Origin of the sequence: Peribacillus sp. NPDC101481 (genome assembly GCF_044767165.1) — a bacterium.
Classification (GTDB): domain Bacteria; phylum Bacillota; class Bacilli; order Bacillales; family DSM-1321; genus Peribacillus.
In genome coordinates this window covers 566,092-592,383 of sequence record NZ_JBIWNJ010000003.1, presented here as the reverse complement: position 1 = coordinate 592,383, position 26,292 = coordinate 566,092, and the positions used below count along the sequence as shown (strand labels likewise).

Below are 26,292 nucleotides of genomic sequence, written 5' to 3'. Positions count from 1 at the left end.
TCATCACGAAGGGAGTCTTTTATGGATTACGCATTAATAATTTCGATCAGCATTTACATGGCTGGCATGCTTCTCATCGGTTACTTCGCTTACAAAAGGACTTCCAATTTAAATGATTATATGCTGGGCGACCGAGGTCTTGGACCTGCCGTCACTGCATTAAGCGCCGGTGCCGCTGATATGAGCGGTTGGCTTTTAATGGGTATGCCTGGTGCCATGTTCGCAACAGGACTAAGTTCAATCTGGATTGTAATCGGTCTCACATTAGGAGCCTATATGAACTGGCTGTATGTTGCACCTAGATTGAGAACCTATACGGAAGTCGCCAATAACTCGATTACGATCCCCGCTTTCCTGGAAAATCGTTTTGGCGAGGGCTCACAGATCTTAAGGCTCATTTCGGCTTTGGTTATCCTCGTATTCTTTACCTTTTACGTTTCTTCCGGAATGGTATCCGGCGGAGTCTTATTCCAAAGTACATTCGGCCTTGATTACCATACAGGTCTATGGATCTTAACAGGCGTCACCGTTGCCTATACTTTATTCGGTGGATTCCTGGCAGTAAGCTGGACAGACTTTGTTCAAGGGATCATCATGGTTGTCGCCTTGGTTCTTGTACCGATCGTCACCCTTTTCCATGTTGGCGGTTTCGGTCCTTCCATAGATACGCCACGTTCCATTGATCCAGCTCTATTGAATATTTTCACGGGGACAAGCTTTTTAGGCATCATCTCATTATTTGCTTGGGGACTGGGTTACTTCGGACAGCCGCATATCATTGTCCGCTTTATGGCGATCAGTTCTATTAAAGAAATCAAGAAAGCCCGTACTATCGGAATGGGCTGGATGATTTTCTCCAGTATCGGTGCCATGCTGACTGGATTCATCGGTATCACGTATTTCCATCAGAACAACCTGAAGTTAGCTGATCCTGAAACGATTTTCATAGAGTTAGGGGAAATACTATTCCACCCGCTTATCACTGGTTTCTTGATTTCAGCGATACTGGCAGCTATCATGAGCACGATTTCTTCGCAGCTTTTGGTTACGGCCAGCTCTTTAACGGAGGATATGTACAAAACCTTCTTCCGGCGTTCCGCTTCAGATAAAGAGCTTGTTTTCCTGGGCAGGCTTTCTGTACTGACCATATCCGTCATAGCGCTCATTCTCTCTTGGGAACAGAATGACACGATCCTTGGACTTGTCGGGTATGCATGGGCTGGATTCGGATCTTCATTCGGTCCATTGGTCATACTGAGCCTCTGCTGGAAGCGAATGACAAGATGGGGCGCTTTAGCCGGGATGATCGTTGGTGCCGCTACTGTAATTTTCTGGTCGATGGCAGGATTATCCGATATGATGTATGAAATGATTCCTGGTTTTGGCGCAAGCTTGATTGCCATCATCGTGGTCAGTCTTCTAACAGCGAAACCATCAAAAGAAGTAGAAGAGAAATTCGAAGAATTTGAAAAAACTTTAAAACAAAAATAAAACCCCTAAAAGGAACGGTATTTTTCATATACCGTTCCTTCTTTTTTCTTCCCCCTATACACATCATCCGTTTAAAAGTATTATTAAACTAAGTTGTCATATACTTCAAAAAATAACAGGGGGCCATATATGTCATTAGAAAAAATTCTGACTATCACAAACATCAACGATATAACGGATATGGTCAGCACTTATTTAAAAAAACCAGTCGTCATCGAAAATGACCAATTTTTATTGCTGGCATATAGTTCATATTATATCGAACACTTCGACCAAGCCAATCGGCAAACCATCTTCACAAAGCATTGGCCGATTCCAATTCTGGAAAAATTCATGGATGAGGGCATTGTCGAACAGCTTAAAACCGTGGAGCATCCATTTAGGGTGAAACAAATGGAGGAAATCGGTTTAAATCAAAGAGTCGTTGTAAGCGCCGTTCACAAAGGACAGGTCTTCGGATTCATTTGGGTCCAAGAAACGGAAATGATGACTGAATCCGATTTAGAATTTTTACATGAAGTTTCCCATCATATCGGCAAGCTCCTTTATCAGAAAAAACAGATAAACATGAAAAAAGATGAAGAAAAAAATGAATTTTATCAAAAGGTCATTGACGAAGTCTATCAAACGGAAAATCAAATAAAATGGGAAGCCGCCAATATGAGTCTTCTCATTCCGGAAACTTTCCTTGTCAATGTCTTTACAATCGCTCAATCCGATGCGGAACATTTCGATGAATTAGCTGATACTGTAAGTCTATTCGCCAATGCATTAAATCATTTTACCCATGTATTCACAAACCAATTGAAGATCATCGTCTTGATTGGCAGCAACGGAAAAGGGAAAGACCTGCTTACCGATAGCGCCAATGATTTAACGAACACCGTTCTTTCCCAATTCAATGACAAAAAGGTATTCCCGGGAATCGGAAATGAGTATTCTTCGATTCTTCAATTAAGAAAATCCTATCTCGAAGCCCTGGAAGTGATCAACGCAGCCAAGTTCATCGGTGAACCTGAACAGCTTCCCTTCCAATATAGCAAGCTTGGGATTTTCCGTTACCTCGAAATGATCTCCAACCATCATACTAAAACGAATTATATCAATACGGATTTAGAGATTCTTCAAAAGAAGGACCAGGAAAGCCAGACCAAACTCCTTCAAACACTGGAAATATATCTGTTGAACAATTGCCGGATCAAACCGACAGCTGAACAGCTATATATTCATACCAACACATTGAAATATAGATTGAATCAAATAACCGATCTCACCTCCATCGATTTTGATGACTTTCATTCGAGAATGCAGCTATACATCGATTTACAGCTTATAAAGCAGAGATCTTAAAGAGCATCGCCAATTTTTGGGTTCGGGAGATTAAATAAGCTAAGGAGAGAAGAAACGCGGCTAGGTCTGCCGTATTCTTCTCTCCTTATACATGTTTCACCTATCGTCTTTCTAAAGGGTTAGTACGATTTTTCTGGACTCACCTTATACGGAAACTTTAGGCGTCCCAGTACGAACGAAATCCATGATTTCCTCTTTTGATAGTTTGCTAAGACCCAGAGTTTCAATCGTTCTTCCACTATTCGGTGTGCCCCCAACAAGAATTTCCCCCAAGGTGATCATGGAATCCATCACTGGTGTGTCTAATCCAATATGGTCGGCAATTGAAGCGAATGTTCGCAAACCAAAAGGAATATCTTCGGATAAATAACGTGATTGTAAAGAAGTCGGTCCTTTAATCGGTGTCAAACTGCGGCTTCCATTTAACACTTCCCAGGTTGTTCCTTTTGGGCCATACCCTGATGTATGGAGAAGTTCAGCGATTGTCCTCAGTTCCAAACCAAACCACTTACCAATCTCCAATCTTTCTTGATCCAACTGCTCCATCACCCGAATGACGGATGGGGTCATCCCTTCTTCGTATATATAGAATTCCCCGTTTGAACGCTCAATTCGACCAGCATTCAAAATGGTTCCAGGCGGATGATCGATTGGGTTCATACTGCTCAAACCAGCCTCAAGCACATTGCTGACAGGTGTGATGGATAAAATATCAGCAAGCAAAGCCGTTGCCCAGTCAGTACGGATGGAAGGAAACACCCCTATTTGCACATTGATTTTCACATTTACCCTTACTTTACCCGGTCCCTCAAGTCTTGTCGCATACGGAAGGGTATCCGATTCAGCCAGCACAACATCCTGATTCACCCCTAATTCATTCCAGATCCTCACAAACTCCAAAGATCCCAGCGTTCCTGGCAGGAGAACAACCAATTGATCTGAACTCACTTTATCCGCCAATAAATTCGCATAATCTTTATGCGCAAAAGCTGGTACTGCAACAAGGATGATTTCTGCCCCTTTTAATGCTTGGTCGATGTCACTTGTGACCATCGCTATTTCTGCTGTTCCATTTAACACCTCACCAAGGCATTCAATCCTTTTCGTTGCAAATACATGCTTCATGGCATGACTGAATTTCTCCACTTCAAATAGTCGAACTTCATGTCCAGCCAAACTTAAATCAGCCGCTAATGTATGTCCTCCGTTACCTCCACCTAAAACAGCCACAGATCTTTTCATGTACATTACCCCTCCATATCTTTTTGTCCATATTTCATGCTTGAAATTGTTCTCTACGTACAAATCTTTTTTCACTTCTTTATGACATCCTCTATATAATGTTTTGTACAAACTATACCTGTCATAATGGTGACTACGATTAATAACGATGGAATGAAATAAAGCAGAAAACTATATAACATCATTTTCAATCAGCTCCTTATCCACCTTATTTGCAGTTTTTTTCGCTTCGTTGTTTTTCGTTAGTGAAAGGGCGATAAAAAAGGCAATTGCATTACCGATGAATCCCGGAACGACCCCAGATAAGCCAAAAGGTTCATGCAGGGCAAAGGTCCAAACCAACGTGATGACTGCCCCAACGATGATTGAGCATATACCGGCCGCCGCACTACGTATCTGCCACATGATTCCCATCACCAATGGGCATACGATGGTCGGAGCCCAAAGGTAATAAGAATATTCCAAGGCCGCGATTATACTTGGAACATTGATAGCAAAAATTAAAGAAGCGACCCCTACGACCACAGTCAAGACTCTTCCCATGAATAATTCTTGCTTATCCGATATTTTTTTCCTTCTAAGATAAGGATAGATGTCCCTCATGAAAGAAACCGTCGTTGCATTTAAAAAGGAGCTTGCCGTGGACATGATTACCGCTAATAATGCAGCAACTGCCAATCCAGTCACACCAACAGGCAAAAGCTCTTTCACTATCGTTGGCAAAGCATTATCGGTTTGAATTCCAGGGAATAACACATAAGCGATTAAACCTAGTGAACCTGTGATGAAAAAGAATCCAAAAGAGAAGAAACCCGAAATGATATAGCCTTTCCTGGCCGTTTCAGGATCTTTTGACGAGAAAACCCGTTGTGTGTAAGGAGGAATCAGCGCTTCTCCTAAGAGAAAGGTGACGAACAATCCAATAAAGGTAGCTAGTTCCCAATTGCCCAAAAGGGTAAAATGAACATCAGGGATTTTTTCGATTAAAGTTTCAGTACCGCCCACCGCAAACAATCCAATGATAAGAGAAAGAGGTAATATGACACCTAGCAGGACAAATTGAACGACATCCGTTTGAATGACCGCCATGACTCCTCCAAAAGAAGTATAGAGAATCACCGATCCCATCCCGATCAGGATCCCAACGATCGGAGGTATATCTAGAATTACATTCAGCATGGTTCCTAACGCTAAAGCCTGACCCCCTATAATCCCCGTACATAATCCCACCGAGAGAATCCCCGTCACTAACTTCGCTTTTTTTCCATAATGCCTTTCCATGATATCCCCAACGGTTTGAGCTCCTTTATAGGTTTTTAACCGTGGTGCAATAAAATAGCCAATTAATACACTTGCAATCCCATACGCACAAAAAGCGAACATAAAGACATACCCATCTTTATAAACATTTCCCGCCATTCCAGTTGAGGCCCCTCCACCTAATACAGAAGCTGCCAAACTGGCAAAAAGAATGGTCCAAGTCACTTTCTCTCCTGCAACATTATAGTCTTTAACGGTTTGTATACGCTTACTTGTTTGGTATCCGATAATGCCTATGATTGTGAAATAACCCACGACAAAGATCCAATCTACAATTCCCATACCCCTTCCCCCCTTAATTCTATTATTTCAAATCAGTTTCTCCCTCTCCCTAATTTGAATTATAGAGGTTCGGTGCCTCTCAAGGCATCGTAATGACCGCCTAATTATCGCTTTATAAATGAGGCGATGGATTGTGCTATCAGCACAAAGCTAATCCGCTTTTCTTTCCGGTTCAAGTATCTGCAGCAGTTTAACCGCGAGATAAAGCTCCAACGCCTCTTTGAAGTTCCGCAGATTACTTCCTGTTATTTGTTCTATTTTGTTCAATCTATAAAATAAAGTATTACGATGGATGTTCAATTCCTTGGATGAATTAATCGGACTTAAGCTAGATTCACACCAAGCTGTAATCGTACGGAATAATTCATCATGATCCGGGTACTCTGTTAATTTCGTTATGGTTTCTTCGACAAAATGCTGTGCAGTACTTTTATGTATATAAGATAACAACTCTTCCAAAACAAAATCTTTTATATAAAAAATATCCGGGTGATCCGTCATTTTCTTTCCGATTCTAAGTGCCCTCCAAGCAGCATGGTAGGATTCATTCAGATCGGTTAAGTTACTTCCAATGGTTCCTATGCCGATTGATGCGTCAATTCCCAACTCCTTTAATACTGTAATAAGCAGCTTGCATTTCTTTTTAATCATTTCAGGACTAGCTTCATCATCGATTTCACCATTCAGCATATGAAAGACAACATATTTATCAGACCCCAAAGACACCGTTATATCCTGATTATTCGAGAAGATTTTTTTTATTTTTGATTCTATGTTTATCTTTAAAGATTGAATATATATTTCAGGTGAATCCATCTTTAAAGCTTGGTGATGAATTTCGCTGGTAATGTGATTAAATTGAAAGAGATCGATAACAAGCGTTATCCGGGGCGGTTTTAAATCATAACCCAATTCCCTGCCGCGAGTCAGCAGTAACATTTCATCAGTTTGGTCATGGTCAAAAGCGGCTATTTCCTGAACGAGACTCTGTAATGCCCGTTCACGCAGCAGGGAAGATTTATTGACGATTTCCTCTCGCAATAGGATTTCGGCATATTTTTTAGCTAACATCCCAAACTTCGATACTTCATTAGGATATCCCGTGATGCCTAATGTCCCAACATACTCCCCTAATAATTCAATAGGGATGGTTATTCCAGGTTTCACTCCCTTCAATGTACTCGATACCACTTCATTGTGAGTCATTTCCTTACGACGAAAAATGGCTCCAAGAGAAGCCTGATGCAATGTGCCGATTCTCGACTTATCGCTTGAACCAAGAACCATTCCGTCTTTATCCGTGATAAGTACATCATGACCGATTACTTCACTGGTTATGTTCACAATTTCTTGAGCTAATTTGGCTAACATATAATCCCCCCTGGTTATCGCAAAACTATAACAAAGCTGTTTTCTCATGTATCTTCTTATATTAAATATAAGGGCATTTTCCTTCAAGAATCATTTTCCTTGTCGCCGTTCTATTCACCTCTCCCAATAATCAACGTTATTTATCTTCCTTTAAAGTAATACGCGCTGGTTTAGTCAGAATTAAAATGGCTGGCCGCTAGGACCATGAGAGAAAGAAGAAAAGGGCTAATGAAAAAAACGCCAGCGATTCCGCCGGCGTCATGTTTTTTGCATATTGGTCAAGATACTTTAATCGCACCCAATATTTCCTGTTCCAATTGATTGGTTCTTTCCATTTTTGTTGATTCCGTCCATCCAAAATAACCAGCCATATAATCGATCACTGCATGTTTATGAGTTTGGACTAAATCGATATCGAATAACAGTGTCCCCGTCCTGCGGAAAAAGAAATCCACTGGAGTTGCGGCCATTTCATGATCTAGTGCGTATTTCAGCTGTACGAACAATTTCTTTGGAAGGCCGCTGTTCGCTCCTCCGTCTCCTTCGTTTTTGGCGATATCGAATAACACAGGTGCGTTGGACCCGTACATGGCCAATATCGCTTCGGAATCCTTTACAGCGAGTCCTGAGTCTACTCCCATTTGAATATGTTGCTTGATATAATCGGAGAAGTTGCTTGATCCCCCGACATCCCCTCCGGAAATCGGCATGCCTTTAGTGCTGCTGGCTGGGTAAGTTTTATTGGATTGCTCGGCAAGCTTCCCTGCCAAAAGGTCGACCGTCGTTTTTGCCATTTTACGATAACCGGTCAATTTTCCTCCCGCAATCGTGATAAGGCCAGAATCGGACTCCCATATTTCATCTTTCCTTGATATCTCTGAAGGATCTTTTCCTTCTTCAAGAATCAACGGCCTTACCCCAGCCCAGCTAGATTCGATATCATCATCCGTAATGTTCACTTCCGGAAACATATAATGTATGGACTTTAATAGATAGGCACGGTCTTCGGAAGTAACGGTAGGCACAGCAGGATCACCATCATAAAAAGTGTCCGTAGTCCCTACATAAGCTTTACCGGCTCTCGGGATGGCAAAAATCATCCGGCCATCAGGCGTATCAAAATAAAGCGCCTGCTTCAACGGGAACTTCGATTGGTCGATGACCACATGAACACCCTTGGATAACTTCAGCGTTTTCCCTTGTTTTGATTGGTCCTTCTCACGAATGGAATCCACCCACGGTCCCGCTGCATTAATGACTTTGTCTGCGTATATTTCATAAGCATCACCTGAAAGTAAATCGGCAACTTGGACGCCGTTCACCTTACCATTTTCATATAACAATTTTTCTACTTTTGTATAATTTATCGGTGTTGCTCCTTTATCGACAGCCGCCTTCATGACTTCAATCGTAAGACGTGCATCATCTGTCCGATATTCAACATAATAGCCTCCGCCCTTCAGTCCCGCTTTCTTAACGAGGGGCTCCCTTTTTAGTGTTTCATCCGCAGAAAGCATTTTCCTGCGTTCAGCTTTTTTAACCCCAGCAAGGAAATCATATACCCGAAGTCCAATGGAGGTACTGAATTTCCCGAAGGTGCCACCTTTGTGCATCGGTAACAGCATCCATTCCGGCGTGGTCACATGCGGTCCATTTTCATAAACGATTTCTCGCTCTTTACCAACCTCGGCAACCATTTTTATTTCAAATTGCTTCAAATACCGCAATCCGCCATGAACAAGCTTTGTCGAGCGGCTTGAAGTACCTGCAGCAAAATCCTGCATTTCAACCAAAGCCACTTTCATCCCACGGGTCGTTGCATCCAGGGCGATCCCTGCACCGGTAATTCCCCCACCAATGACAACCACATCAAATTTCTCTTTTTTCAGAGTTTCGACCGTTTCTTCCCGATATATATTTGAAAACCTCATGCCTGACTCCTCCTTTAAGTATTGCATTCTATTGTTTTTTGTATGAATTGGCGCTGTTCACTCGTGAATTCTGCACTTTTACTCATGAATTCGCGCGGTTTACTCGTGAATTCACACGATTTACTCGTGAATTCGCGCTTTACTCCTGAATTCACACGATTTACTCGTGAATTCTGCACTTTTACTCGTGAATTCGCGCTTTACTCGTGAATTCACACGTTTTACTCGTGAATTTTGCACTTTCACTCGTGAATTCACACGTTTTACTCGTGAATTCGGTCAATATATTCAATTGATTCATTTGTTCGCATAGTTTATATAGATATTAATATCCCTAATCTGCCATTAAAAACAAAAAAAGAGACCATAAATGCACATTATCGAATTAACGATAACGCATTCATGGTCTCTCCTGTTCTCCGGCCGAGTTATTAACTTGATTTCATTATAGCATACTCCATCTCATTTGAGAAAGAATACATCTTGTTTTTTATTTAAACGCCATAGCGGCATGTACAGCTTTTTTCCAGCCTTCATATAATTTTCCACTATCTTGCTCTTCCATGGATGGTTTAAAGGTTTTATCTACCGCCCATTGCTGGGAGATTTCTTCTTGATCCTTCCAATACCCGACAGCAAGGCCAGCTAAGTATGCAGCACCTAATGCTGTAGTTTCGTTTATGGTAGGCCTCTCGACGGGCACACGTAATAAGTCGCTTTGGAATTGCATCAAGAAGTCATTCTTGACTGCCCCGCCATCCACTCTTAATGTCTGCAGCTCGATTCCTGAATCCGCCTCCATTGCATCAAGGACATCCTTCGTTTGATACACAAGTGATTCAAGTGTGGCACGAATGAAATGCTCTTTAGATGTGCCGCGCGTCAAACCAAAAACGGCTCCCCGCACTTCGCTGTCCCAATATGGAGTTCCAAGTCCTACAAAAGCCGGTACCACATATACTCCATCCGTACTTTCCACCCGTTTTGCATAGGCTTCGCTGTCCTTGGCATCATGCAGCATCCGCAGTCCATCGCGCAGCCATTGGATGGCGGAGCCAGCTACGAATATACTGCCTTCAAGTGCATATTCGACCTTCCCATTCAATCCCCAAGCAAGGGTCGTCAATAGTCCGTGTTCGGAGCTGACAGCCTTGGCTCCTGTATTCATGAGCATGAAACAGCCTGTTCCATACGTATTTTTAGCCATTCCTTCATTAAAGCAGGCTTGGCCGAATAATGCTGCCTGCTGATCACCGGCTGCCCCTGCAATCGGAATCGATTGGCCGAAGAAATGATATTCGATCGTACGTGCATATTCCTCAGAGGAAGGCCTCACTTCCGGCAGCATCGACTTTGGAACAGTCAATATCTCGAGCAGTTCTTCATCCCATTTCAGTTCATGGATATTGTACATCAATGTCCGGGATGCATTGGAATAGTCCGTTACATGAGCCTTGCCTCCTGATAGCTTCCAGATCAGCCAAGTATCGATGGTACCGAATAACAGCTTTCCTTCATCCGCCTTTTGTCGTGCCCCTTCTACATTATCAAGGATCCATTTCACTTTCGTTCCGGAAAAATAGGCATCTATCAACAATCCCGTTTTATCCCGGAATAGATCATTAAGTCCCTTTTCCTTCAAATCATCACAGATTTCACTTGTTTGCCTGGACTGCCATACAATCGCATTATAAACAGGGTTACCTGTTTCCTTATCCCAAACGACTGACGTTTCACGCTGATTAGTAATCCCGATACCGGCAATTTGCTCTGGCTTTACACCGGATTCAGATAGTACACCGGCAATCACCGCCAAGATCGATCCCCAAATCTCATTGGCGTTATGCTCGACCCAGCCTGGTTTAGGGAAATGCTGCGTGAATTCCTTTTGGGAGGAATGGACGATTTCCCCCTTTTCGTTAAATAAAATCGCCCGCGAACTAGTTGTTCCCTGATCTAATGATAAAATGTATTTTTCCATTGTGTATGCCCCTCCTTTTAATTTAACTGGCGATATTTCTGCTTTCCAATTCATGTGACTGTTTTTTACCAAAAGCATAGGCTAATATCAATAGTACCAGGCTTGCACCCAAAACAGACCAAAATCCTGCTGTTATTTCCCCCATAAAGAATGCTTTATAACAAACGGCACCAAGTGAACCCCCTACAATCGGTCCAATGACCGGAATCCATGAATAGCCCCAATTGGAATTGCCTTTACCGGGTATCGGCAGCAAAAAGTGAGCGATGCGCGGCCCCAGATCGCGGGCCGGGTTAATGGCGTATCCTGTCGTTCCGCCAAGAGACATCCCAATCACGACAATCAATAACCCGACTGCAAATGGGTTTAGGCCCTCTGTAAAATCATTGGCACCTATAAATAATAATCCAAGAACAAGGATGAAAGTTCCAATCATCTCACTTAATAGATTTGAACATGTGTGCGGGATCGCAGGTGAAGTCGCGAACACACCAAGCTTCGCTCCTGGATCATCCGTAGCTTTCCAGTGTGGCAAATAGTGCAGGAATACTAGAGTCGCGCCCAGGATTGCGCCAATCATTTGGGCAACGATGTAACCGGGCACATCACTCCAAGGAAATTCTCCAATAATGGCAAAACCTACTGTGACCGCCGGGTTTAAATGTGCCCCGCTTATGGACCCTACTGCAAAAACCCCCATGGTAACGGCCAACCCCCACGCAATCGTGACAACAATCCATCCGGCATCCTTTGCATAGGAACCCTTTAAGGATGAACCAGCCCCAATACCTGCTCCGAATACAACTAATATCATCGTGCCTAACACTTCTCCCCAAAATGGAGTCATGATAAAACCCCTCCCCTGTTAAATTATTAAACCTTGCCAACAAATAAAAGGAGATCCACAGCAGAACTATCTTCATAAATAAATTATGAATAGATCTGTTGTGAATCTCCTAGTCTCCGTCACATATATTAACTTGTACTGTAAAATATACTAGGTTATGAAAACGCTGTCAATATTTTGTGAAAAATTAATCTATTTTTCTGTAATTTTTTTCAATTTTCCCCTATTAGACGATATCCCATAATTCAGTTTTGGATGTGGTGATCGACGAAGCTCCAGCATCAAGGGCATTCAGGACTTCATCCGAAGTACGTATGAGGCCGCCTGCAAAAATCGGTGTCTGCAATCGTTCCTTCACTTCTTTTATCATCCATGGCATGGCGCCCGGCAATACTTCGATATAATCCGGCTTGGTTTTCTGCACCAGCTTATAACTTTTCTCAAGCGCATGTGAGTCTATTAAAAAGATTCGCTGGATGGCAATGACCCCCTTTTGCTTCGCCTTCAATATAACGCTTGATTTAGTCGAAATCAGCCCATAGGGATTATATTCCTGACAAATGAATTCTGTCGCGTACTCATCACTTCTTATGCCATGGATCAAATCGACATGATAAATCATTTTCTTATTATGTTGTTTTGCCATCATACTTACATTTTTCAATTGTGATATATGCAAATCAAGAAACACACCTATTTCATAGGAACTTTCTAGAAATCTTTCAAAATCCTTCATGCTTGCTGAAGCAGGCAAAATCTTTTGATCCATCATTATCCTCCTCATTCCCAGAAAAACTCAAAACTTCAAGTTATTTAGTATATTTTAAAGAGCTTGATTTATCAATCACATTTTTTTCATGACAATCTCACAATAACACTAACATACCTGGCACTCCCTTTATAGATTGCGGATAAGGTTGTATGTAAAATATCCCTTAACTCATAAAGAAAGTTTCATTATCAATGCACCTTCGACAAGTTCATACGATTTAATTGTGCCCACCGGAATTTTTCTCACGATGTTCCAAGCATTAACATTCATTTTGATCGTTCTTTTTTCAAATTCAAAAAATGGCGGTCTGTTAAATATCCTTTGGTTGATGAAATTCCTGTCAACTGGTTCCATTTCCACTAATTCAAATGAAATCGTTCTTTTTTCCACATGAACCGGTTTTAATGTAATCCGGAAAGCTACGTTACTCTTAAACATCATTTTTTTCACTTCCATCGTTCCGGAAAGCACAATATGCTTTGGCGTAATCTCGACTTTAATATCCTGACAAGATGATTTCATTTTTATGATTCTCTCTATCATAGCTTCAGTTACCGTTATCGGTATGCCACTTTTGAATGGACTCATCCTTGCATTCCCTCCCCACTCAAAGCATATGCCGGATTCCCTGATGCCGTTAACATTTCAGTCCGATTAATAAACGGTATATTCGAAATATTCAACCTCCAGCGCTTGACCTTTATAAAAACTACCTGTATAGTCATAGTTAATTTAATAGACACTCTTATCCAGAGAGGTGGAGGGACTGGCCCTTTGATGCCTCAGCAACAGACTATTCATGTACTGTGCTAATTCCAGAAGTTTAAAAACTTGAAGATAAGAAGAGTATATAGCTTTGTTGCCAACACCTCTTCTTATTTTTTAAGAAGAGGTTTTTTATTTTTAAAAGGAAAGAAGGAATGCAACATGTCAATCACATTAACGAAAGCACCATTCAGGGCCGATCACGTCGGAAGTTTATTAAGACCGGAACGTTTACATATTGCCAGAAAGCAATTTAGGGAGGGTACCCTTTCAGCAGAGCGGCTTCGTGAAATTGAAACCGAAGAAATCAATCGGATTGTCGATAAACAAATTGAAGTTGGATTGGAGGCTGTTACGGACGGTGAGTTCAGACGAACATGGTGGCACTTCGACTTCCTCGAGCATTTAAATGGCATCGAGGGATATGTTACTGAAAAAGGTCTCACATTCGATGGTGTGGAAACAGAGAGATATAACGTTCGCAATACCGGGAAGGTTTCATTCAATCCTGAACATCCCTTCATTCGTGATTTCATTGAATTGAACAAAATCGTGAACGGACGTGCCGTTGCCAAGCAAACGATTCCCAGTCCGAATCAATTATTTGCTGCAGGCATTCATAATGAAGACATCTACCCTGATATCGAAGACTATGCAAATGATATCATCAAGGCCTATCAGCATGCTTTGAAAGCCTTTTATGAAGCAGGTGTGCGTTATCTTCAATTGGATGATGTATATATTGCCAGACTTTCAGCTCCAGATTTCCAGTTCAAAGACGGAAAATATACAAGGGAACAATTAATTGATCTAGCACTTCGCGTAATTAATGGAGCATTGGAAGGAAAACCAGAAGACCTTATCGTCACTACCCATCTATGTCGCGGAAACTACCAGTCGACATGGGCGTTTGAAGGAAGCTATGCCCGTATCGCCCCAACTTTATTGGCAAAGGAAAAAGTAGATGGATTCTTCTTGGAATATGATGATCAACGCTCAGGGGATTTCAAACCATTGGAATACATTCCAAATGGCGGTGCACAGGTTGTACTGGGGGTCGTCACTTCAAAAAATGGGGAAATCGAAGACAAGGAAGCTGTTAAGGCACGCATTAAAGAAGCCTCGCACTTCGTTGCTCTCGAACAATTATGCTTAAGCCCTCAATGCGGCTTCGCCTCCACCCATCACGGCAACAAACTGACCGAAGAACAGCAATGGGAAAAGCTGAAATTCGTCGTTGATGTAGCAAAAGAAGTATGGGAATGATTCATCTTTAAATGTAACGTAAAAGCTAGGCATTAGGCAGGCCTAGCTTTTCTTCAAAACAGCTCAAAAAAATGTTTTGCCGTTTTGGAAAGATAACGATCTTCTCTAAAAACCAAAGCTATATTCGATTGAATTGAAGAATCGATAATATCCAACACTTTCACTCCTTTTATGATATGAGGTGAAACAGCTGATTTCGGAACAATACTCGCCCCAACTCCAGCTGAAACCAGAGAGAGCAGAACATTTACATCATGGCATTCGCATAAAATATTTGGCTGTATTTCCCGCTTTTTAAATTCCTCGATAATTTCTTCGTAAATCCCTTGTCCTTTTTCCCTATGCACTAAAAGCAATGGGATATTTTCAATATCCTTTAAATGAACCCTACTCTTTGAAGTGAAACTGTCCCAAACCTCAGGTACAACAAAAACATTCGGCACTTGTCCTATGTTCAAAATGGAAAGACCCTTCATCTCGACAGGTAAATGAACAATGGCAAGTTCAATATCCTGATTCTCCAAATAATTACTTATTTCATATGGATCTCCTGCGAAAATTTTAAAGGAAACGGAAGGATATTTTTTCTTAAAATCATTAATTTTATCAGGTAAATAAGACATATAGGCAAGTACGGAACCTACTGAAAGGGTACCTTTAATTCCCTCACCCGTTTCCTTCACTTCGAGCAAAGAGTCCTCGAAATATTGCAGCATATTCTTAGCCTTCTCGTAAAGTACCCTCCCAGCTTCGGTCAATTCCATACTTTTACCGTTCCTTTTTCGCTCAAGTAAAGTAGTCCCTAATTCTTCTTCCATAAGGCGGAGCTGCTGGCTTAATGGCGGCTGTGACATATTCAATTTTTTTGCTGCACGGGAAACTTGGCCTTCTTCTGCAAGAATAAGAAAATATCGTAATTGTCTAATATCCATTTTGGCACCTCTGATATATATGTAAAGCGTATATAAACTTAATTATATAGATATTTTAAATATGATACAAACAGCAGTAAAATATATTTGTTTACAATATAAAGGGGTGTTCAAAATGGAGAAATTCAAGGATCTAAACAAAAGCTTCATCAATGGGGAATGGATGGAAGGCTCAAGTCAACGCAGATATAATATTTTAAACCCATACAATAATGCCGTGATTTCAAATGTGAGCTTGGCTACATCAAAACAGCTCGAAGAATCATTTGAAATAGCAAAAAATGCTCAAAAAGGTTGGGCAAAAACATCAGCTGAAAAACGTCGTCAGGTCCTGCTTAAAGTTGGTGAATTCCTACAGGAAAACCGGAATGAAATCGTTGAAATGATTTCCCGTGAAACGGGTGGATCGCTTATTAAAGCAAATGTTGAATTTCAGCTTACTATGGAAATAGTCGAAGAATCTACTAACATGGTGGATGAAATATATCAAATGCATGAGGTTCCGTCAGCTATAGATCATAAAGTCAATCATATACATCGACTGCCACTAGGAGTTATTTCTTCAATATCTCCGTTTAACTTTCCGATGAACTTGTCAATGAGAACCATCGCACCAGCCATTGCATTAGGAAATGCAGTCGTTCACAAACCGGACGTTCAAGTTGGATTTACTGGAGGAATCATCATTGCTGCAGCATTTGAATATGCCGGTCTTCCAAAAGGCGTCTTTAATATGATCCTAACTGACCTGGAAGAAATCGGTGATGGCATGCTGACAAACCCGATCCCCAAATTAATCAGCTTCACAGGTTCTACTCCTGTAGGACAGCACATCGGGGCCATTGCAGGGAAAAACCTAAAACGAGTTGCGCTGGAGCTCGGCGGTAATAATCCTTTCATTGTATTATCTGATGCAGATGTGGACCGTGCCGTTGATGCTGCAATTTTTGGGAAGTACATTCACCAAGGACAGATTTGTATGTGCATTAACCGCATAATCGTGCATAAAGACCTTTACGAAGAATTTACTGCAAAATTCGTTGAACGTGCAAAAGCTCTTCCATTTGGTGACCAATTAGATCCTAAAACAATCATTGGACCACTTGTGAACGAGCGTCAATTAGAAAAGGTACAACAAATCATCGAGGAAACTAAAGCTGCTGGGGTCAATGTAGCACTTGAGGGAGAACGCATTGGCAATGTACTGACACCAACTATTTTCCGGGATGTACAGAACTCGGATAAAATCGCACAAACAGAAATGTTTTCCCCTGTCGTGTCCATCATTCAAACAGAAACAGATGAAGAAGCCATTGATATCGCCAATGACACCATTTATGGTTTAAGCTCGGCTATCTTCACTTCTGATCTGGAAAAGGGCGAACGCTTGGGGTTGCAAATCGACAGCGGAATGACACACATCAATGATCAAACCGTTAATGATGGAACGAACATACCATTCGGCGGGAACAAAATGAGTGGTTTAGGCAGATTCGGAAGCCCATGGATTGTCGAAGAATTCACTGTTACGAAATGGATTTCCCTTCAAACACAATATCGTGAATATCCATTTTAACCATTAAATCATCAGGCATCTGATACAACCTTTTAGGATGTATACAGATGCCTTTTTTCAGTAATTACGTACTAAGGAAAGGTCACAAAAAAAAGAACGGCCACCAGCACGTCCCCTTTTTACTTGCAGCTATCATCATCATCCATTTTTTTCACAAATATATCATCCGTCACCCTATCTTCCAGCTTGTTCCTCAAGGCCAATTCCGCAGCCTTCCCGTCACTAGGCGATCCGTCCGCGAAATACATCGGAAACAAGGAGAAAAACATAATATAGAAAGAAAAATAGATAAATTGATACCAGATTACCGAGCTGTCCAGGATATTCTGATACACTAAGCTATATATGATCAGCATGCTGACCAAATTAAAGATAGACCCGCCTAAATATATAAGCGTATTCGTCAATCGATTATCATGTTTCAATCCCTTGAACTCGCAAGTCCCATTCCAAAAATAATATTTCCTCACCTCTATGTTCCGAAAGGCGAAAAGTTTAGTACCACAACCGATCAATATTTTCTTTTCTGATCCCCCAAAGATCGTAACAAAGAAAATATGCCCGCTCAAATGTATCAGCGTAACGATCGGCATGATCAAAAAAAAGGAAAATAGAAATTTAATGATATCAGAGAGACCAAACATGTTTAATCACCCCTCCTTACCAGAGCATTATCAGGATGCTACTCTGATACCCTGCCCACACTAGTTATAACTAGTAAATTTTCACAGTGGTAATATGTTGCTTTCCACAACTGATAGGAGGATAATTTGTCCTCTTCTGCTTAATCCGGCCTTCCACCGATTAATTCGACCTATCTCCTGCTTTATTCGACCTTCCTCCTGCTTTATTCGACCTTTCATCAATTAATTCAACCTATCTCCGCTTTATTCGGCCTTCCATCAATTAATTCGACCTTCCTCCTGCTTTATTCGACCTTTCATCAATTAATTCGACCTTCCTCCTGCTTTATTCGACCTTTCATCGATTAATTCGACCTATCTCCTGCTTTATTCGACCTTCTACCCATTAATTCGACCTATCTCCTGCTTTATTCGGCCTTCCATCAATTAATTCGACCTTCCTCCTGCTTTATTCGGCCTTCCATCAATTAATTCGACCTATCTCCTGCTTTATTCGACCTTTCATCAATTAATTCGACCTATCTCCTGCTTTATTCGACCTATCTCCTGCTTTATTCGACCTTTCATCAATTAATTCGACCTATCTCCTGCTTTATTCGGCCTTCAAAAAAAACAGGCTATCTCCTTCCCAAAAATTCCGGAAAAGTGATAGCCTTTACATCTTTATTTAGCGATTGGGGGTGCGAAGAATTTCTGCGTTGTTTTGTCCTGGCCTCAAGCCAGCATGTTTATATTCAGGGGTGAAAACCGATGTTTTGATTGGACAGGCGATTTGCTTCTGGACATTTCCTTTTCCGTCAGGTACCTCGACGATCATTCCCCTCTCCTTCAATTGGGGGTGTTCGGCCGCTTCGGTGAAGGTCAGCACTGGTTCTGCACAGGCCTCGAAATCAGCGAATATTCCCTGCCATTCTTGAAAATCTCTTTCAAGGAAAGCAAGTCGGATGGCCGTTTTAAACCTGATTCCGCTATCTTCATCGCTATTCATGCTCAGTTCATATAATTCGGGTGCACCGATCGCTTCACATAATGCTTTTCGAAAAGGGGGCTCAAGGCTTCCTACCGAAAAATGACGTCCATCTTTCGTTTCGTAAAAGTCATAAAAGGACCCTCCGTTCAACATCAGTTTTTCTGGTTCAAGCTCGAGGCCCCCTTGTAAATTCAAAGGTGCGGATATGGCATTCAAGGCAAAGCTGCAATCGGTCATGCTGATGTCGATGGCTTGGCCGAATCCCGTTCTTTCCCTGTGAATGACTGCAGATAATATACCGATAACAGCATGCAATGAGCCTCCGGCAAGATCTGCTATTTGGGTTCCGTTTTTTGCCGGTCCGCCCTTTTTCGTACCGGAATAGCCTGATAAGCCTGCAATCGAAATATAATTGATATCATGTCCCGGTCGGTCTTTATAGGGACCAGTCTGGCCGAAGCCCGTGATGGAACAGTAAATCAGCTTTGGATTGATCGATTTTAATGCCTCATACCCCAGTCCCAGACGTTCCATTACACCTGGACGGAATTGTTCAATGACGATATCGTATTCCTTCACTAGGTTTTTTACGGATTCGATTGACTCAGATTGTTTTAAATCCAGTGTAATCGACTTCTTCGATCTGTTAAGATATTGGTTCACACCCCATGAATCCTTTGCTCCCGGCCTCTCTACCTTCAAAACATCCGCTCCTAAATCCGCTAGCATCAAAGTGGCAAATGGGCCTGGCAGTAACGTTGAAAAGTCCAATACTTTTAAATGAGTCAATAAGGTCATCAGCCGTGCACCTTCCCTTTCCATTGAAAATATTAAAAGCTTTCCGCGTCGCTCTGTAAATTCAATTTAGCAGAGATTACGATTATCATATAACACCTCTCATCAGATATGTATAAATTTCCATTTAACAAAAATAAAAAGCTAGGAATCAGTTTCCTAGCTTTTTGATAATGAGCCTAACAAGTAAAAGCCGGACAATTCAATACTGCATTGTCCGGCTGATTTCACTTTAAGGTTGTTCATTCATATTTTTTGTCAAAGTCAAATTCGACTTCATCAAGTTTAACGAATTTAGTTTTTCTTATTAGTTTATAGCCAAACCATAGACCAAGGAAAAGCGGGATTCCCAGATATGCAGCTATAACACTGCCCCAATCGATCTTGTCTGAGAAAAAGGCTTGGATATTTTGGGACAGGATGACGATCATGCCAATTAATATGGCAAAGATCGGACCTATCGGGAACCATAATGCCTTATATGGCAGCTTCTCCAATGAATGGCCTTGAGCGATGAATGCTTTCCGGAAACGGTAATGGCTGATGGATATGCCCAGCCAAAAGATGAATCCTGTAATTCCAATGGCATTCATTAACCAAATATACACTTTACCATCACCGAATACGGAGGCTAAAAAGGCTAACATGCCAATGGAACATGTCAAAATCATGCCTGCAACCGGTACTCCGCGTTTATTAAGTTTTGCAAAAATACGCGGTGCTTGCCCATCTTTTGCCATAGAATATAACATACGCGTAGATGCATATAGACTGGAGTTACCTGCAGATAATACTGCTGTTAAAATGACGGCATTCATAAGCGAAGCAGCAAATGCAACTCCAGCTTTTTCAAAAATGAGCGTGAATGGACTTACCATGACGTTATCGCCTTGTAAACTTGGATTCGTATAAGGGATAAGCAGTCCTATTACGAAGATTGCAAATACGTAAAAGAGCAGGATTCTCCAGAATACACTTTTAATGGCCTTCGGTATATTCCTTGCTGGATCTTCACTCTCACCGGCAGCCACACCGACAATTTCAGTACCTTGAAAAGAAAAGCCAGCAGCTATGAATACAATGAAAACACCCATGAACCCACCCGGGAAAGGGGCCTCATCGACGGTGAAGTTTTTAAAGCCTACCGCTTCGCCGCCCATAATGCCGACGATCATTAGCAGCCCGACGATTATAAAAATAACGATGGCCGTGACTTTTATGAAGGAAAACCAGTATTCCCCTTCACCATATCCTTTAACGGATAAATAGTTCAATAGGAAAATGAGCACCAAGAATGATGAACTCCACAACAATGATGGACTATTCGGAAACCAGAATTTCATGATCATTGTCGAGGCCGCCAACTCTGCCGCTATCGTCATCGACCAATTGAACCAATAAGTCCATCCCAAGGCAAACCCAAATGCCGGATCGACGAATTTCGATCCATAGGTACTGAATGAGCCGCTTGTCGGCATGAATGCTGCCAGTTCCCCTAAGCTCGTCATCACAAAGTACACCATTGCCCCAACTAAGGCATAAGCAAGTAATGCGCCGCCTGGTCCAGCTGTATGAATGGCTGCCCCGCTGCTGAGGAACAGCCCGGTGCCAATAGCCCCGCCAATGGAAATCATCGTTAAATGGCGGGATTTTAAACCGCGCTTTAGTTCTTGTCCTTCTTGCTGTGGAGGATGCAAGATGTCATGTTCTTGTTTTGGTATCATAAATTTTCATCCCTTTCTATATAAGCGCTTTCATATATGGAGAAATCCATTTAATAAATTTTCCTATTTCATAGACTTTCAAATAGACCTAATTTACAATTCGAATTCCTTTTCTGAATATATGCAATTTTCATGCCAAGTTTATAAAACGCAATATTCAACAAATCATCAAAAAAATCGCCTTAAATAGACAAATTTTTTTGCACTTTACGCCATGTTTTTTTGCACATTATGCCATGTTTTTTTGCACATTTATTCATTTGGTTTAATTTAAATACATTCCAAATATTACTAAAAGAATATATTCAAAGAATATTTCTATCAAAATCCATTTTTCTCCATTTTATTCCTTTAAATGTCATATTTTTTGCGAATTTTCTCCATTTGATAATAATTATGAAACGATGTAAAAATGAGGTATTCTCATGAAGGAGTTGAGTGTTATGAAAGGTAAGGTATTTTTAGGAACTGCACTATCCATCGGTCTATTATTTTCTGCTATTCCCAATCAAGAAGCTTTAGCGGCAAAAAATGTGTTAAGTGTTGAAAAGTACAATAAGCATAAGGATTCGCTAGAATACAAGTCTGGGAAACTTACGGATCCCTCAAAGCAAACGGCAGAAGATATCATTCTTACCTTTTTTGATGAAAACAAAAAGTCTTACAAGCTAGAAAAGCAAAAGGCGAAAGACTCCTTCACGATCGAGAAAGAAAGCAAGGATGAACTGGGCAATACCGTCCTTAGATTGCAACAAACCTATAAAGGCGTACCTGTATGGAATTCCACACAAGCAGTATTGATTGATGCTAAAGGTGTATTGACCGTCGTGTCCGGTACGGTTGAAGCCAATCTAAACACGAAATTAGGGAAAAAGGCTAAAAAAGGCATCAGTGAATCCGAAGCTATCAAAATAGCTGAAGCGGATCTGGGGTTCACACCTGCCTACGAACAATCACCTGAATCTGACCTATATGTATATGCAAATGAAGGCAGGGCCGATTATGTATATAAAGTCAATTTGAAATTCTTAAGTCCGGAACCAGGAAATCATAATTATTTCATTTCAGTCAAAACGGGTAAAATCCTGAATAAATATAATACACTGGATGAAGTAACGGGGACCAACTCCGTCGGAACGGGCACTGGCGTCTTAAACAATACGGTGTCGCTGAACACTACCTTATCCAACGGTCAATACTACTTACAAGACAATACACGCGGTAAAGGCATCTACACGTATAATGCCAATAACCGTTCAAGATTGCCTGGTACGCTCTTTTCAAACACAACAAATGCATTTACTGCTTCTGCCGATAAAGCTGCGGTGGATGCCCATTATTATGCGGGTAAAACCTATGATTATTACAAATCCACGTTTGGCCGGAACTCCTATGATGGTAATGGAACCATCCTGAAATCAACCGTCCATTATGGCTCAAGATACAATAATGCTTTCTGGGATGGCACCCAAATGGTTTACGGTGATGGAGATGGCACGACGTTCATCCCATTGTCCGGCGGGCTCGATGTCGTTGCGCATGAACTGACTCATGCCGTCACTTCCTCGGAATCGAACCTTACCTATCAATATGAATCCGGTGCTTTGAATGAAGCGATATCTGATATTTTTGGCACCGTTGTGGAATTTAAGAATCAAAGTGCAAAAGCCGATTATTTGGTCGGGGAAGATATTTACACACCTAACATTTCCGGTGATGCACTCCGCTCGATGGCTAATCCAACATTGAATGGTGACCCTGACCATTATTCGAACCGTTATACAGGAACGGGTGATAATGGCGGAGTCCACACGAACAGCGGAATCATTAATAAGGCAGCTTATTTAATCTCTGCAGGCGGAACCCACCATGGCGTGAGTGTATCCGGAATCGGCATCGATAAACTAGGAACCATCTTTTACAGGGCAAATACAACATATTTAACTTCCTCATCGACTTTTTCACAAGCCAGAGCGGCGGTCATACAATCGGCCTCTGATTTATACGGTTCAAGCAGTGCAGAAGTCACGGCCGTCAAAAATGCCTTTACAGCTGTCGGTGTGAATTAAGAGATTTACCTTTATGATAAACACCTCCCTAGCTTCACCTCTAGCGGAGGTGTTTTTTCTTATGCTGGGCTACCCCGATCATTTCAGCAGTTCGCTGCCTTCTTTTGGCCTTAATGTTTGGAATTCCGTCCTTTGGTACGGGGAGAACCTCAATAAAAACAATCTTGTCGTTTGCTAAAAATGATTAATTCCGTAAAATAGTTGCTTTTCTTCTTATTAACTGTCAAGCTTAGATAATCTGGACTATATTGAATAGAACAAGTAGGTGACGAACATGATTGAAGTTAAAACTTCCACACTCAGTGATGGTGAGTTCAATAGAGGCGTATTCGCAACACGAGATATTAAAAAAGGTGAGCTTTTACATGAGGCACCTGTCATTGCATATCCAAACGAGGAGCATGTTTTCATAGAGAAGACATTGCTGGCTGACTATGCGTTTGAATATGGAATAAACCATACTGCCATGCTTTTAGGCTATGGCATGCTGTTTAATCATTCTTATACACCCAACGCTACGTATGACATAAACTTCAAGAATCATACGTTTGATTTCTTTGCTTACACCGACATAAAGGCAGGAGAAGAAATCCTGATTAATTATAATGGTGAAGTCGATAATGAGGATCCGCTTTGGTTCAATAAAGAAAATGATGGTGAAGATGAAGCTGAATGATCATTGATCATTCATGAAAGCACTTGTACTTTTTAAAACCTGTCCAAGGTTTTTCGAAAGTATAAGTGCTTTTCCTTTTTCCTTTCACCGGCTTGATGAATTCACTGCTGGATTTTAAAAAGATCATACGCAATAAATAAAGCCCCATTAAGAATAACTTAATGGGGTCATTTCACCTTAACGTACGGATGGGTTACTTGATTTTGTTTTGGTTATTGATTGGAATTGGCCCTTAACCTTATCAATGGTTTCGGGTGTAGCTAGTGATCTTATTTGACTCATCGTTTTTTCACGGGTTTTCTTATTGCGCATTAAAAATGCAGCTGCTCCTATCAGGACGGTTCCAAGCATTTTGTTTGATGGCATGTTAGTTTCCTCCTTCAAGTTAGTCCTATATAGTATTCCCTCTATGGACTGATTTAAACAAAAGCATACTTGGGAGAGCGATTTCGCTTTTATTTATCCTTGCTCAGGCTTTCGATAAACTTTAGGCTTTCGGGATTTTTCACGACTTTTTCAGCTTCATCCGGATCAGCTTTCGTTAGCTTCATATTGTAAAGTTTATATGTCAGCACTCTTTTCACTGACTCGTCAATTCTATCCATTGGAACTTCCCCTGCTTTTACTGCTCGCAGTAATCCGTTATATACCTCAAGCTCATGGGCATATTCATGACAGACAAGTAATAAGTCAGCTCCTGCAAGAATTGCCTGCTTCCCCATCTCTTCATAAGAGAAATACTTGTTCACAGCACCCATTTCCAAATCATCTGTAACGACAAGTCCTTCATATTTGAGTTTCCCCCGAAGCAGGTCTTCGATGATGATTTTAGAAAGGCTCGCTGGTTTTTCTTTATCATAGGCTGGATATTTAATGTGGGTCACCATCACGAAAAAATTTTGGTTATCCAGTTCACTTATGATTTGCTTGAAAGGATAAATATCAGAATTTTCCAGATCAAGTTGGTTTGCCTCCACGGATGATGTTTCGACATGCGGATCGATTTCGCTGCGTCCGTTTCCAGGAAAGTGCTTCAATGCACCAGTTATCGATACATCGTTCAAGCCTTGAATGGCTTTCTTTCCGTATTGATACACCTTTTCCGGATCTTGTCCCAATGAACGCTTATCCGTTTTCGATAGATCAAGAACAGGGGCAAAATTAATGTTAATCCCCATGGAGCCCAGTTCTGTACCATTCAATTTGGCCACTTTGTACACGTCTGTAACGGATGCATTATTTCCAAGGTCCTGTTGTGCAGGGAGGGGCGATACCCGTTCCTTCATCCGAATGATGTCCCCTCCTTCCTGATCGATGGCAACCATCAACGGGAGTGAATGGGTACTTTGATTGGCCATTTGCTGAAGCGAATTGGATAACCTGGCCACTTGTTTAGGGGATTTCATATTGCGGTCAAAATAAATGACGCCCCCTATATGTTTTTGTTCGATAAGCTCCGTAATTTCACTGCTCTTTTCGGTTCCCTTGAAACCGACCATCATAAGCTGTCCGATTTTTTCTTCAAGCGTCATTTTTTTTAGCAATTTTTCTATTCTTTCATGGTTATCCGCACCGGCTTCTTTCCCTTTTTCCGCTCTGTAATTCACATCCATATTCAACTGAATGAACACCACTGTAAAAGTGAGGATTGCGATGAGGAAAAGACCCCAATATATATTTTTTTTATTCTTCATGCTTTGACCTTCATTGACATTTTCTCTGTCCTTCCTTGATAGCCCTTTTATTGATTTTGCTGTACACATCTTAATCATGTTCATAAAGTGACAATTCTATATCATCATTGCTGATTTTTTTGAATAAAGCATTAGCCGCGTACCATACTACAAACATAGCCTAAATAAAAGGAGATGCCCCCATGAACGGAATCTTGAAGAATATTGCCGTCACCTTCAGTCATGCAGTCGATTATGCAAAAGAAAAAATAACGGCCTTTACAGGATCAACTTCTGTTACGATAGCGGAATTGAGTGAGCACATCATCATTCAGCCTGAAACAAAACTAATCAGGAAAAACCTTTTAGGTATACCTTTTTCTTTTTATCATTTACAAAAAGAAGACGTTACGTACTATTTGGAAATGAAAAGCTCACAGGTTCTCCAGTTGGATGTTCAAGCGCATAATCATCCGATTGTGTCTTACAGGTCTTATCGAGATAAATCCAGCTTGCCCACGGCCATTAGGTTTCCTAAAATCCTTTTATCCGAATGACTTCGTTACAAAAATAAAAAAGCTGATATCCCCTGCATATGGGGTTATCAGCTTTTTT

The 26,292-nt window shown here is 41.3% G+C and carries 21 protein-coding genes and 1 riboswitch; of the genes, 7 read left to right on the top strand and 14 right to left on the bottom strand.

The annotated features are described in order from the left end of the window. The first annotated feature begins 21 nt into the window (after window positions 1-21). A complete protein-coding gene (gene putP, locus ACIROD_RS21610) occupies window positions 22-1,491 on the top strand; it encodes a sodium/proline symporter PutP (protein WP_342603298.1) in 1,470 nt (489 codons plus the stop codon). Window positions 1,492-1,620: 129 nt separating this feature from the next. After that, a complete protein-coding gene (locus tag ACIROD_RS21605; RefSeq protein WP_402943993.1) occupies window positions 1,621-2,841 on the top strand; it encodes a PucR family transcriptional regulator in 1,221 nt (406 codons plus the stop codon). A 144-nt stretch (window positions 2,842-2,985) separates the two neighbouring features. Here the strand turns inward: ACIROD_RS21605 and ACIROD_RS21600 are convergent, their stop codons facing one another. From ACIROD_RS21600 to ACIROD_RS21565, 8 genes are all read right to left on the bottom strand, one after another. Then, the gene (locus ACIROD_RS21600) at window positions 2,986-4,083 is read right to left on the bottom strand and encodes an NAD/NADP octopine/nopaline dehydrogenase family protein (RefSeq protein WP_402943990.1); all 1,098 of its coding nucleotides are present in this window, start codon (window positions 4,081-4,083) and stop codon (window positions 2,986-2,988) included. Between the two features lie 171 nt (window positions 4,084-4,254). Continuing rightward, window positions 4,255-5,685: a sodium:solute symporter family protein gene (locus ACIROD_RS21595; RefSeq protein WP_402943987.1), complete on the bottom strand. Its 1,431-nt coding sequence runs from the start codon at window positions 5,683-5,685 to the stop codon at window positions 4,255-4,257. Between the two features lie 150 nt (window positions 5,686-5,835). After that, window positions 5,836-7,056: a CdaR family transcriptional regulator gene (locus tag ACIROD_RS21590; protein ID WP_402943984.1), complete on the bottom strand. Its 1,221-nt coding sequence runs from the start codon at window positions 7,054-7,056 to the stop codon at window positions 5,836-5,838. 278 nt (window positions 7,057-7,334) lie between these two features. Then, a complete protein-coding gene (locus ACIROD_RS21585) occupies window positions 7,335-8,987 on the bottom strand; it encodes a glycerol-3-phosphate dehydrogenase/oxidase (protein WP_402943982.1) in 1,653 nt (550 codons plus the stop codon). Window positions 8,988-9,477: 490 nt separating this feature from the next. Beyond that, window positions 9,478-10,968, bottom strand: a complete 1,491-nt coding sequence (gene glpK / locus ACIROD_RS21580; protein WP_402943979.1) for a glycerol kinase GlpK — start codon at window positions 10,966-10,968, stop codon at window positions 9,478-9,480. Between the two features lie 22 nt (window positions 10,969-10,990). Further along, complete coding sequence (locus ACIROD_RS21575; protein WP_402943974.1) at window positions 10,991-11,815, bottom strand: MIP/aquaporin family protein; 825 nt, start codon at window positions 11,813-11,815, stop codon at window positions 10,991-10,993. Window positions 11,816-12,041: 226 nt separating this feature from the next. Next, window positions 12,042-12,584, bottom strand: a complete 543-nt coding sequence (locus ACIROD_RS21570) for a glycerol-3-phosphate responsive antiterminator (RefSeq protein ID WP_048683275.1) — start codon at window positions 12,582-12,584, stop codon at window positions 12,042-12,044. Window positions 12,585-12,755: 171 nt separating this feature from the next. Further along, window positions 12,756-13,175: a hypothetical protein gene (locus tag ACIROD_RS21565; protein ID WP_402943971.1), complete on the bottom strand. Its 420-nt coding sequence runs from the start codon at window positions 13,173-13,175 to the stop codon at window positions 12,756-12,758. Window positions 13,176-13,329: 154 nt separating this feature from the next. Further along, window positions 13,330-13,431: riboswitch (SAM riboswitch) on the top strand. Between the two features lie 83 nt (window positions 13,432-13,514). Between ACIROD_RS21565 and ACIROD_RS21560 the strand changes: the two genes are divergently transcribed. Beyond that, window positions 13,515-14,618 carry a 5-methyltetrahydropteroyltriglutamate--homocysteine S-methyltransferase gene (locus ACIROD_RS21560; protein ID WP_402943968.1) on the top strand — a complete coding sequence of 368 codons (1,104 nt, stop codon included), beginning with the start codon at window positions 13,515-13,517 and terminating at the stop codon, window positions 14,616-14,618. A gap of 53 nt (window positions 14,619-14,671) precedes the next feature. Here ACIROD_RS21560 and ACIROD_RS21555 read toward each other — a convergent pair whose 3' ends face one another. Then, window positions 14,672-15,550 carry a LysR family transcriptional regulator gene (locus tag ACIROD_RS21555; RefSeq protein ID WP_402943963.1) on the bottom strand — a complete coding sequence of 293 codons (879 nt, stop codon included), beginning with the start codon at window positions 15,548-15,550 and terminating at the stop codon, window positions 14,672-14,674. A 115-nt stretch (window positions 15,551-15,665) separates the two neighbouring features. Between ACIROD_RS21555 and ACIROD_RS21550 the strand changes: the two genes are divergently transcribed. Beyond that, window positions 15,666-17,126: an aldehyde dehydrogenase family protein gene (locus ACIROD_RS21550; protein WP_260358665.1), complete on the top strand. Its 1,461-nt coding sequence runs from the start codon at window positions 15,666-15,668 to the stop codon at window positions 17,124-17,126. A 119-nt stretch (window positions 17,127-17,245) separates the two neighbouring features. Here the strand turns inward: ACIROD_RS21550 and ACIROD_RS21545 are convergent, their stop codons facing one another. From ACIROD_RS21545 to ACIROD_RS21535, 3 genes are all read right to left on the bottom strand, one after another. After that, window positions 17,246-17,770, bottom strand: a complete 525-nt coding sequence (locus ACIROD_RS21545; RefSeq protein WP_402943958.1) for a hypothetical protein — start codon at window positions 17,768-17,770, stop codon at window positions 17,246-17,248. Between the two features lie 667 nt (window positions 17,771-18,437). Then, entirely contained in the window at window positions 18,438-19,538 is a 1,101-nt protein-coding gene (locus tag ACIROD_RS21540; protein WP_402943955.1) for a CaiB/BaiF CoA transferase family protein, read from the bottom strand. 239 nt (window positions 19,539-19,777) lie between these two features. Next, complete coding sequence (locus ACIROD_RS21535; RefSeq protein WP_402943952.1) at window positions 19,778-21,259, bottom strand: amino acid permease; 1,482 nt, start codon at window positions 21,257-21,259, stop codon at window positions 19,778-19,780. Between the two features lie 443 nt (window positions 21,260-21,702). Here ACIROD_RS21535 and ACIROD_RS21530 point away from each other — a divergent pair, with 443 nt between their 5' ends. Both ACIROD_RS21530 and ACIROD_RS21525 read left to right on the top strand, forming a co-directional pair. Further along, entirely contained in the window at window positions 21,703-23,328 is a 1,626-nt protein-coding gene (locus ACIROD_RS21530) for a M4 family metallopeptidase (RefSeq protein ID WP_402943949.1), read from the top strand. Window positions 23,329-23,602: 274 nt separating this feature from the next. Further along, on the top strand, window positions 23,603-24,004 hold the full coding sequence (locus ACIROD_RS21525; protein WP_034310428.1) for an SET domain-containing protein: 402 nt from the start codon (window positions 23,603-23,605) through the stop codon (window positions 24,002-24,004). Between the two features lie 177 nt (window positions 24,005-24,181). Here the strand turns inward: ACIROD_RS21525 and ACIROD_RS21520 are convergent, their stop codons facing one another. Further along, window positions 24,182-24,370, bottom strand: coding sequence for a hypothetical protein (locus tag ACIROD_RS21520; RefSeq protein WP_101223561.1), 189 nt, complete (start codon window positions 24,368-24,370; stop codon window positions 24,182-24,184). A gap of 89 nt (window positions 24,371-24,459) precedes the next feature. Then, window positions 24,460-25,698 (bottom strand): glycoside hydrolase family 3 N-terminal domain-containing protein, encoded by a 1,239-nt coding sequence (locus tag ACIROD_RS21515; protein WP_402943946.1) that lies wholly within the window; start codon window positions 25,696-25,698, stop codon window positions 24,460-24,462. A gap of 182 nt (window positions 25,699-25,880) precedes the next feature. On the opposite strand from ACIROD_RS21515, the gene ACIROD_RS21510 reads away from it, so the two are divergent. Further along, window positions 25,881-26,234, top strand: coding sequence for a hypothetical protein (locus tag ACIROD_RS21510; RefSeq protein WP_402943941.1), 354 nt, complete (start codon window positions 25,881-25,883; stop codon window positions 26,232-26,234). Window positions 26,235-26,292: the final 58 nt, after the last annotated feature.

Excerpts from the sequence above, each read along its gene's own strand:
- putP (WP_342603298.1), top strand. The coding sequence starts at position 22 with ATGGATTACGCATTAATAATTTCGATCAGCATTTACATGGCTGGCATG.
- ACIROD_RS21605 (WP_402943993.1), top strand. The coding sequence starts at position 1,621 with ATGTCATTAGAAAAAATTCTGACTATCACAAACATCAACGATATAACG.
- ACIROD_RS21600 (WP_402943990.1), bottom strand. The coding sequence starts at position 4,083 with ATGAAAAGATCTGTGGCTGTTTTAGGTGGAGGTAACGGAGGACATACA.
- ACIROD_RS21595 (WP_402943987.1), bottom strand. The coding sequence starts at position 5,685 with ATGGGAATTGTAGATTGGATCTTTGTCGTGGGTTATTTCACAATCATA.
- ACIROD_RS21590 (WP_402943984.1), bottom strand. The coding sequence starts at position 7,056 with ATGTTAGCCAAATTAGCTCAAGAAATTGTGAACATAACCAGTGAAGTA.
- ACIROD_RS21585 (WP_402943982.1), bottom strand. The coding sequence starts at position 8,987 with ATGAGGTTTTCAAATATATATCGGGAAGAAACGGTCGAAACTCTGAAA.
- glpK (WP_402943979.1), bottom strand. The coding sequence starts at position 10,968 with ATGGAAAAATACATTTTATCATTAGATCAGGGAACAACTAGTTCGCGG.
- ACIROD_RS21575 (WP_402943974.1), bottom strand. The coding sequence starts at position 11,815 with ATGACTCCATTTTGGGGAGAAGTGTTAGGCACGATGATATTAGTTGTA.
- ACIROD_RS21570 (WP_048683275.1), bottom strand. The coding sequence starts at position 12,584 with ATGGATCAAAAGATTTTGCCTGCTTCAGCAAGCATGAAGGATTTTGAA.
- ACIROD_RS21565 (WP_402943971.1), bottom strand. The coding sequence starts at position 13,175 with ATGAGTCCATTCAAAAGTGGCATACCGATAACGGTAACTGAAGCTATG.
- ACIROD_RS21560 (WP_402943968.1), top strand. The coding sequence starts at position 13,515 with ATGTCAATCACATTAACGAAAGCACCATTCAGGGCCGATCACGTCGGA.
- ACIROD_RS21555 (WP_402943963.1), bottom strand. The coding sequence starts at position 15,550 with ATGGATATTAGACAATTACGATATTTTCTTATTCTTGCAGAAGAAGGC.
- ACIROD_RS21550 (WP_260358665.1), top strand. The coding sequence starts at position 15,666 with ATGGAGAAATTCAAGGATCTAAACAAAAGCTTCATCAATGGGGAATGG.
- ACIROD_RS21545 (WP_402943958.1), bottom strand. The coding sequence starts at position 17,770 with ATGTTTGGTCTCTCTGATATCATTAAATTTCTATTTTCCTTTTTTTTG.
- ACIROD_RS21540 (WP_402943955.1), bottom strand. The coding sequence starts at position 19,538 with ATGACCTTATTGACTCATTTAAAAGTATTGGACTTTTCAACGTTACTG.
- ACIROD_RS21535 (WP_402943952.1), bottom strand. The coding sequence starts at position 21,259 with ATGATACCAAAACAAGAACATGACATCTTGCATCCTCCACAGCAAGAA.
- ACIROD_RS21530 (WP_402943949.1), top strand. The coding sequence starts at position 21,703 with ATGAAAGGTAAGGTATTTTTAGGAACTGCACTATCCATCGGTCTATTA.
- ACIROD_RS21525 (WP_034310428.1), top strand. The coding sequence starts at position 23,603 with ATGATTGAAGTTAAAACTTCCACACTCAGTGATGGTGAGTTCAATAGA.
- ACIROD_RS21520 (WP_101223561.1), bottom strand. The coding sequence starts at position 24,370 with ATGCCATCAAACAAAATGCTTGGAACCGTCCTGATAGGAGCAGCTGCA.
- ACIROD_RS21515 (WP_402943946.1), bottom strand. The coding sequence starts at position 25,698 with ATGAAGAATAAAAAAAATATATATTGGGGTCTTTTCCTCATCGCAATC.
- ACIROD_RS21510 (WP_402943941.1), top strand. The coding sequence starts at position 25,881 with ATGAACGGAATCTTGAAGAATATTGCCGTCACCTTCAGTCATGCAGTC.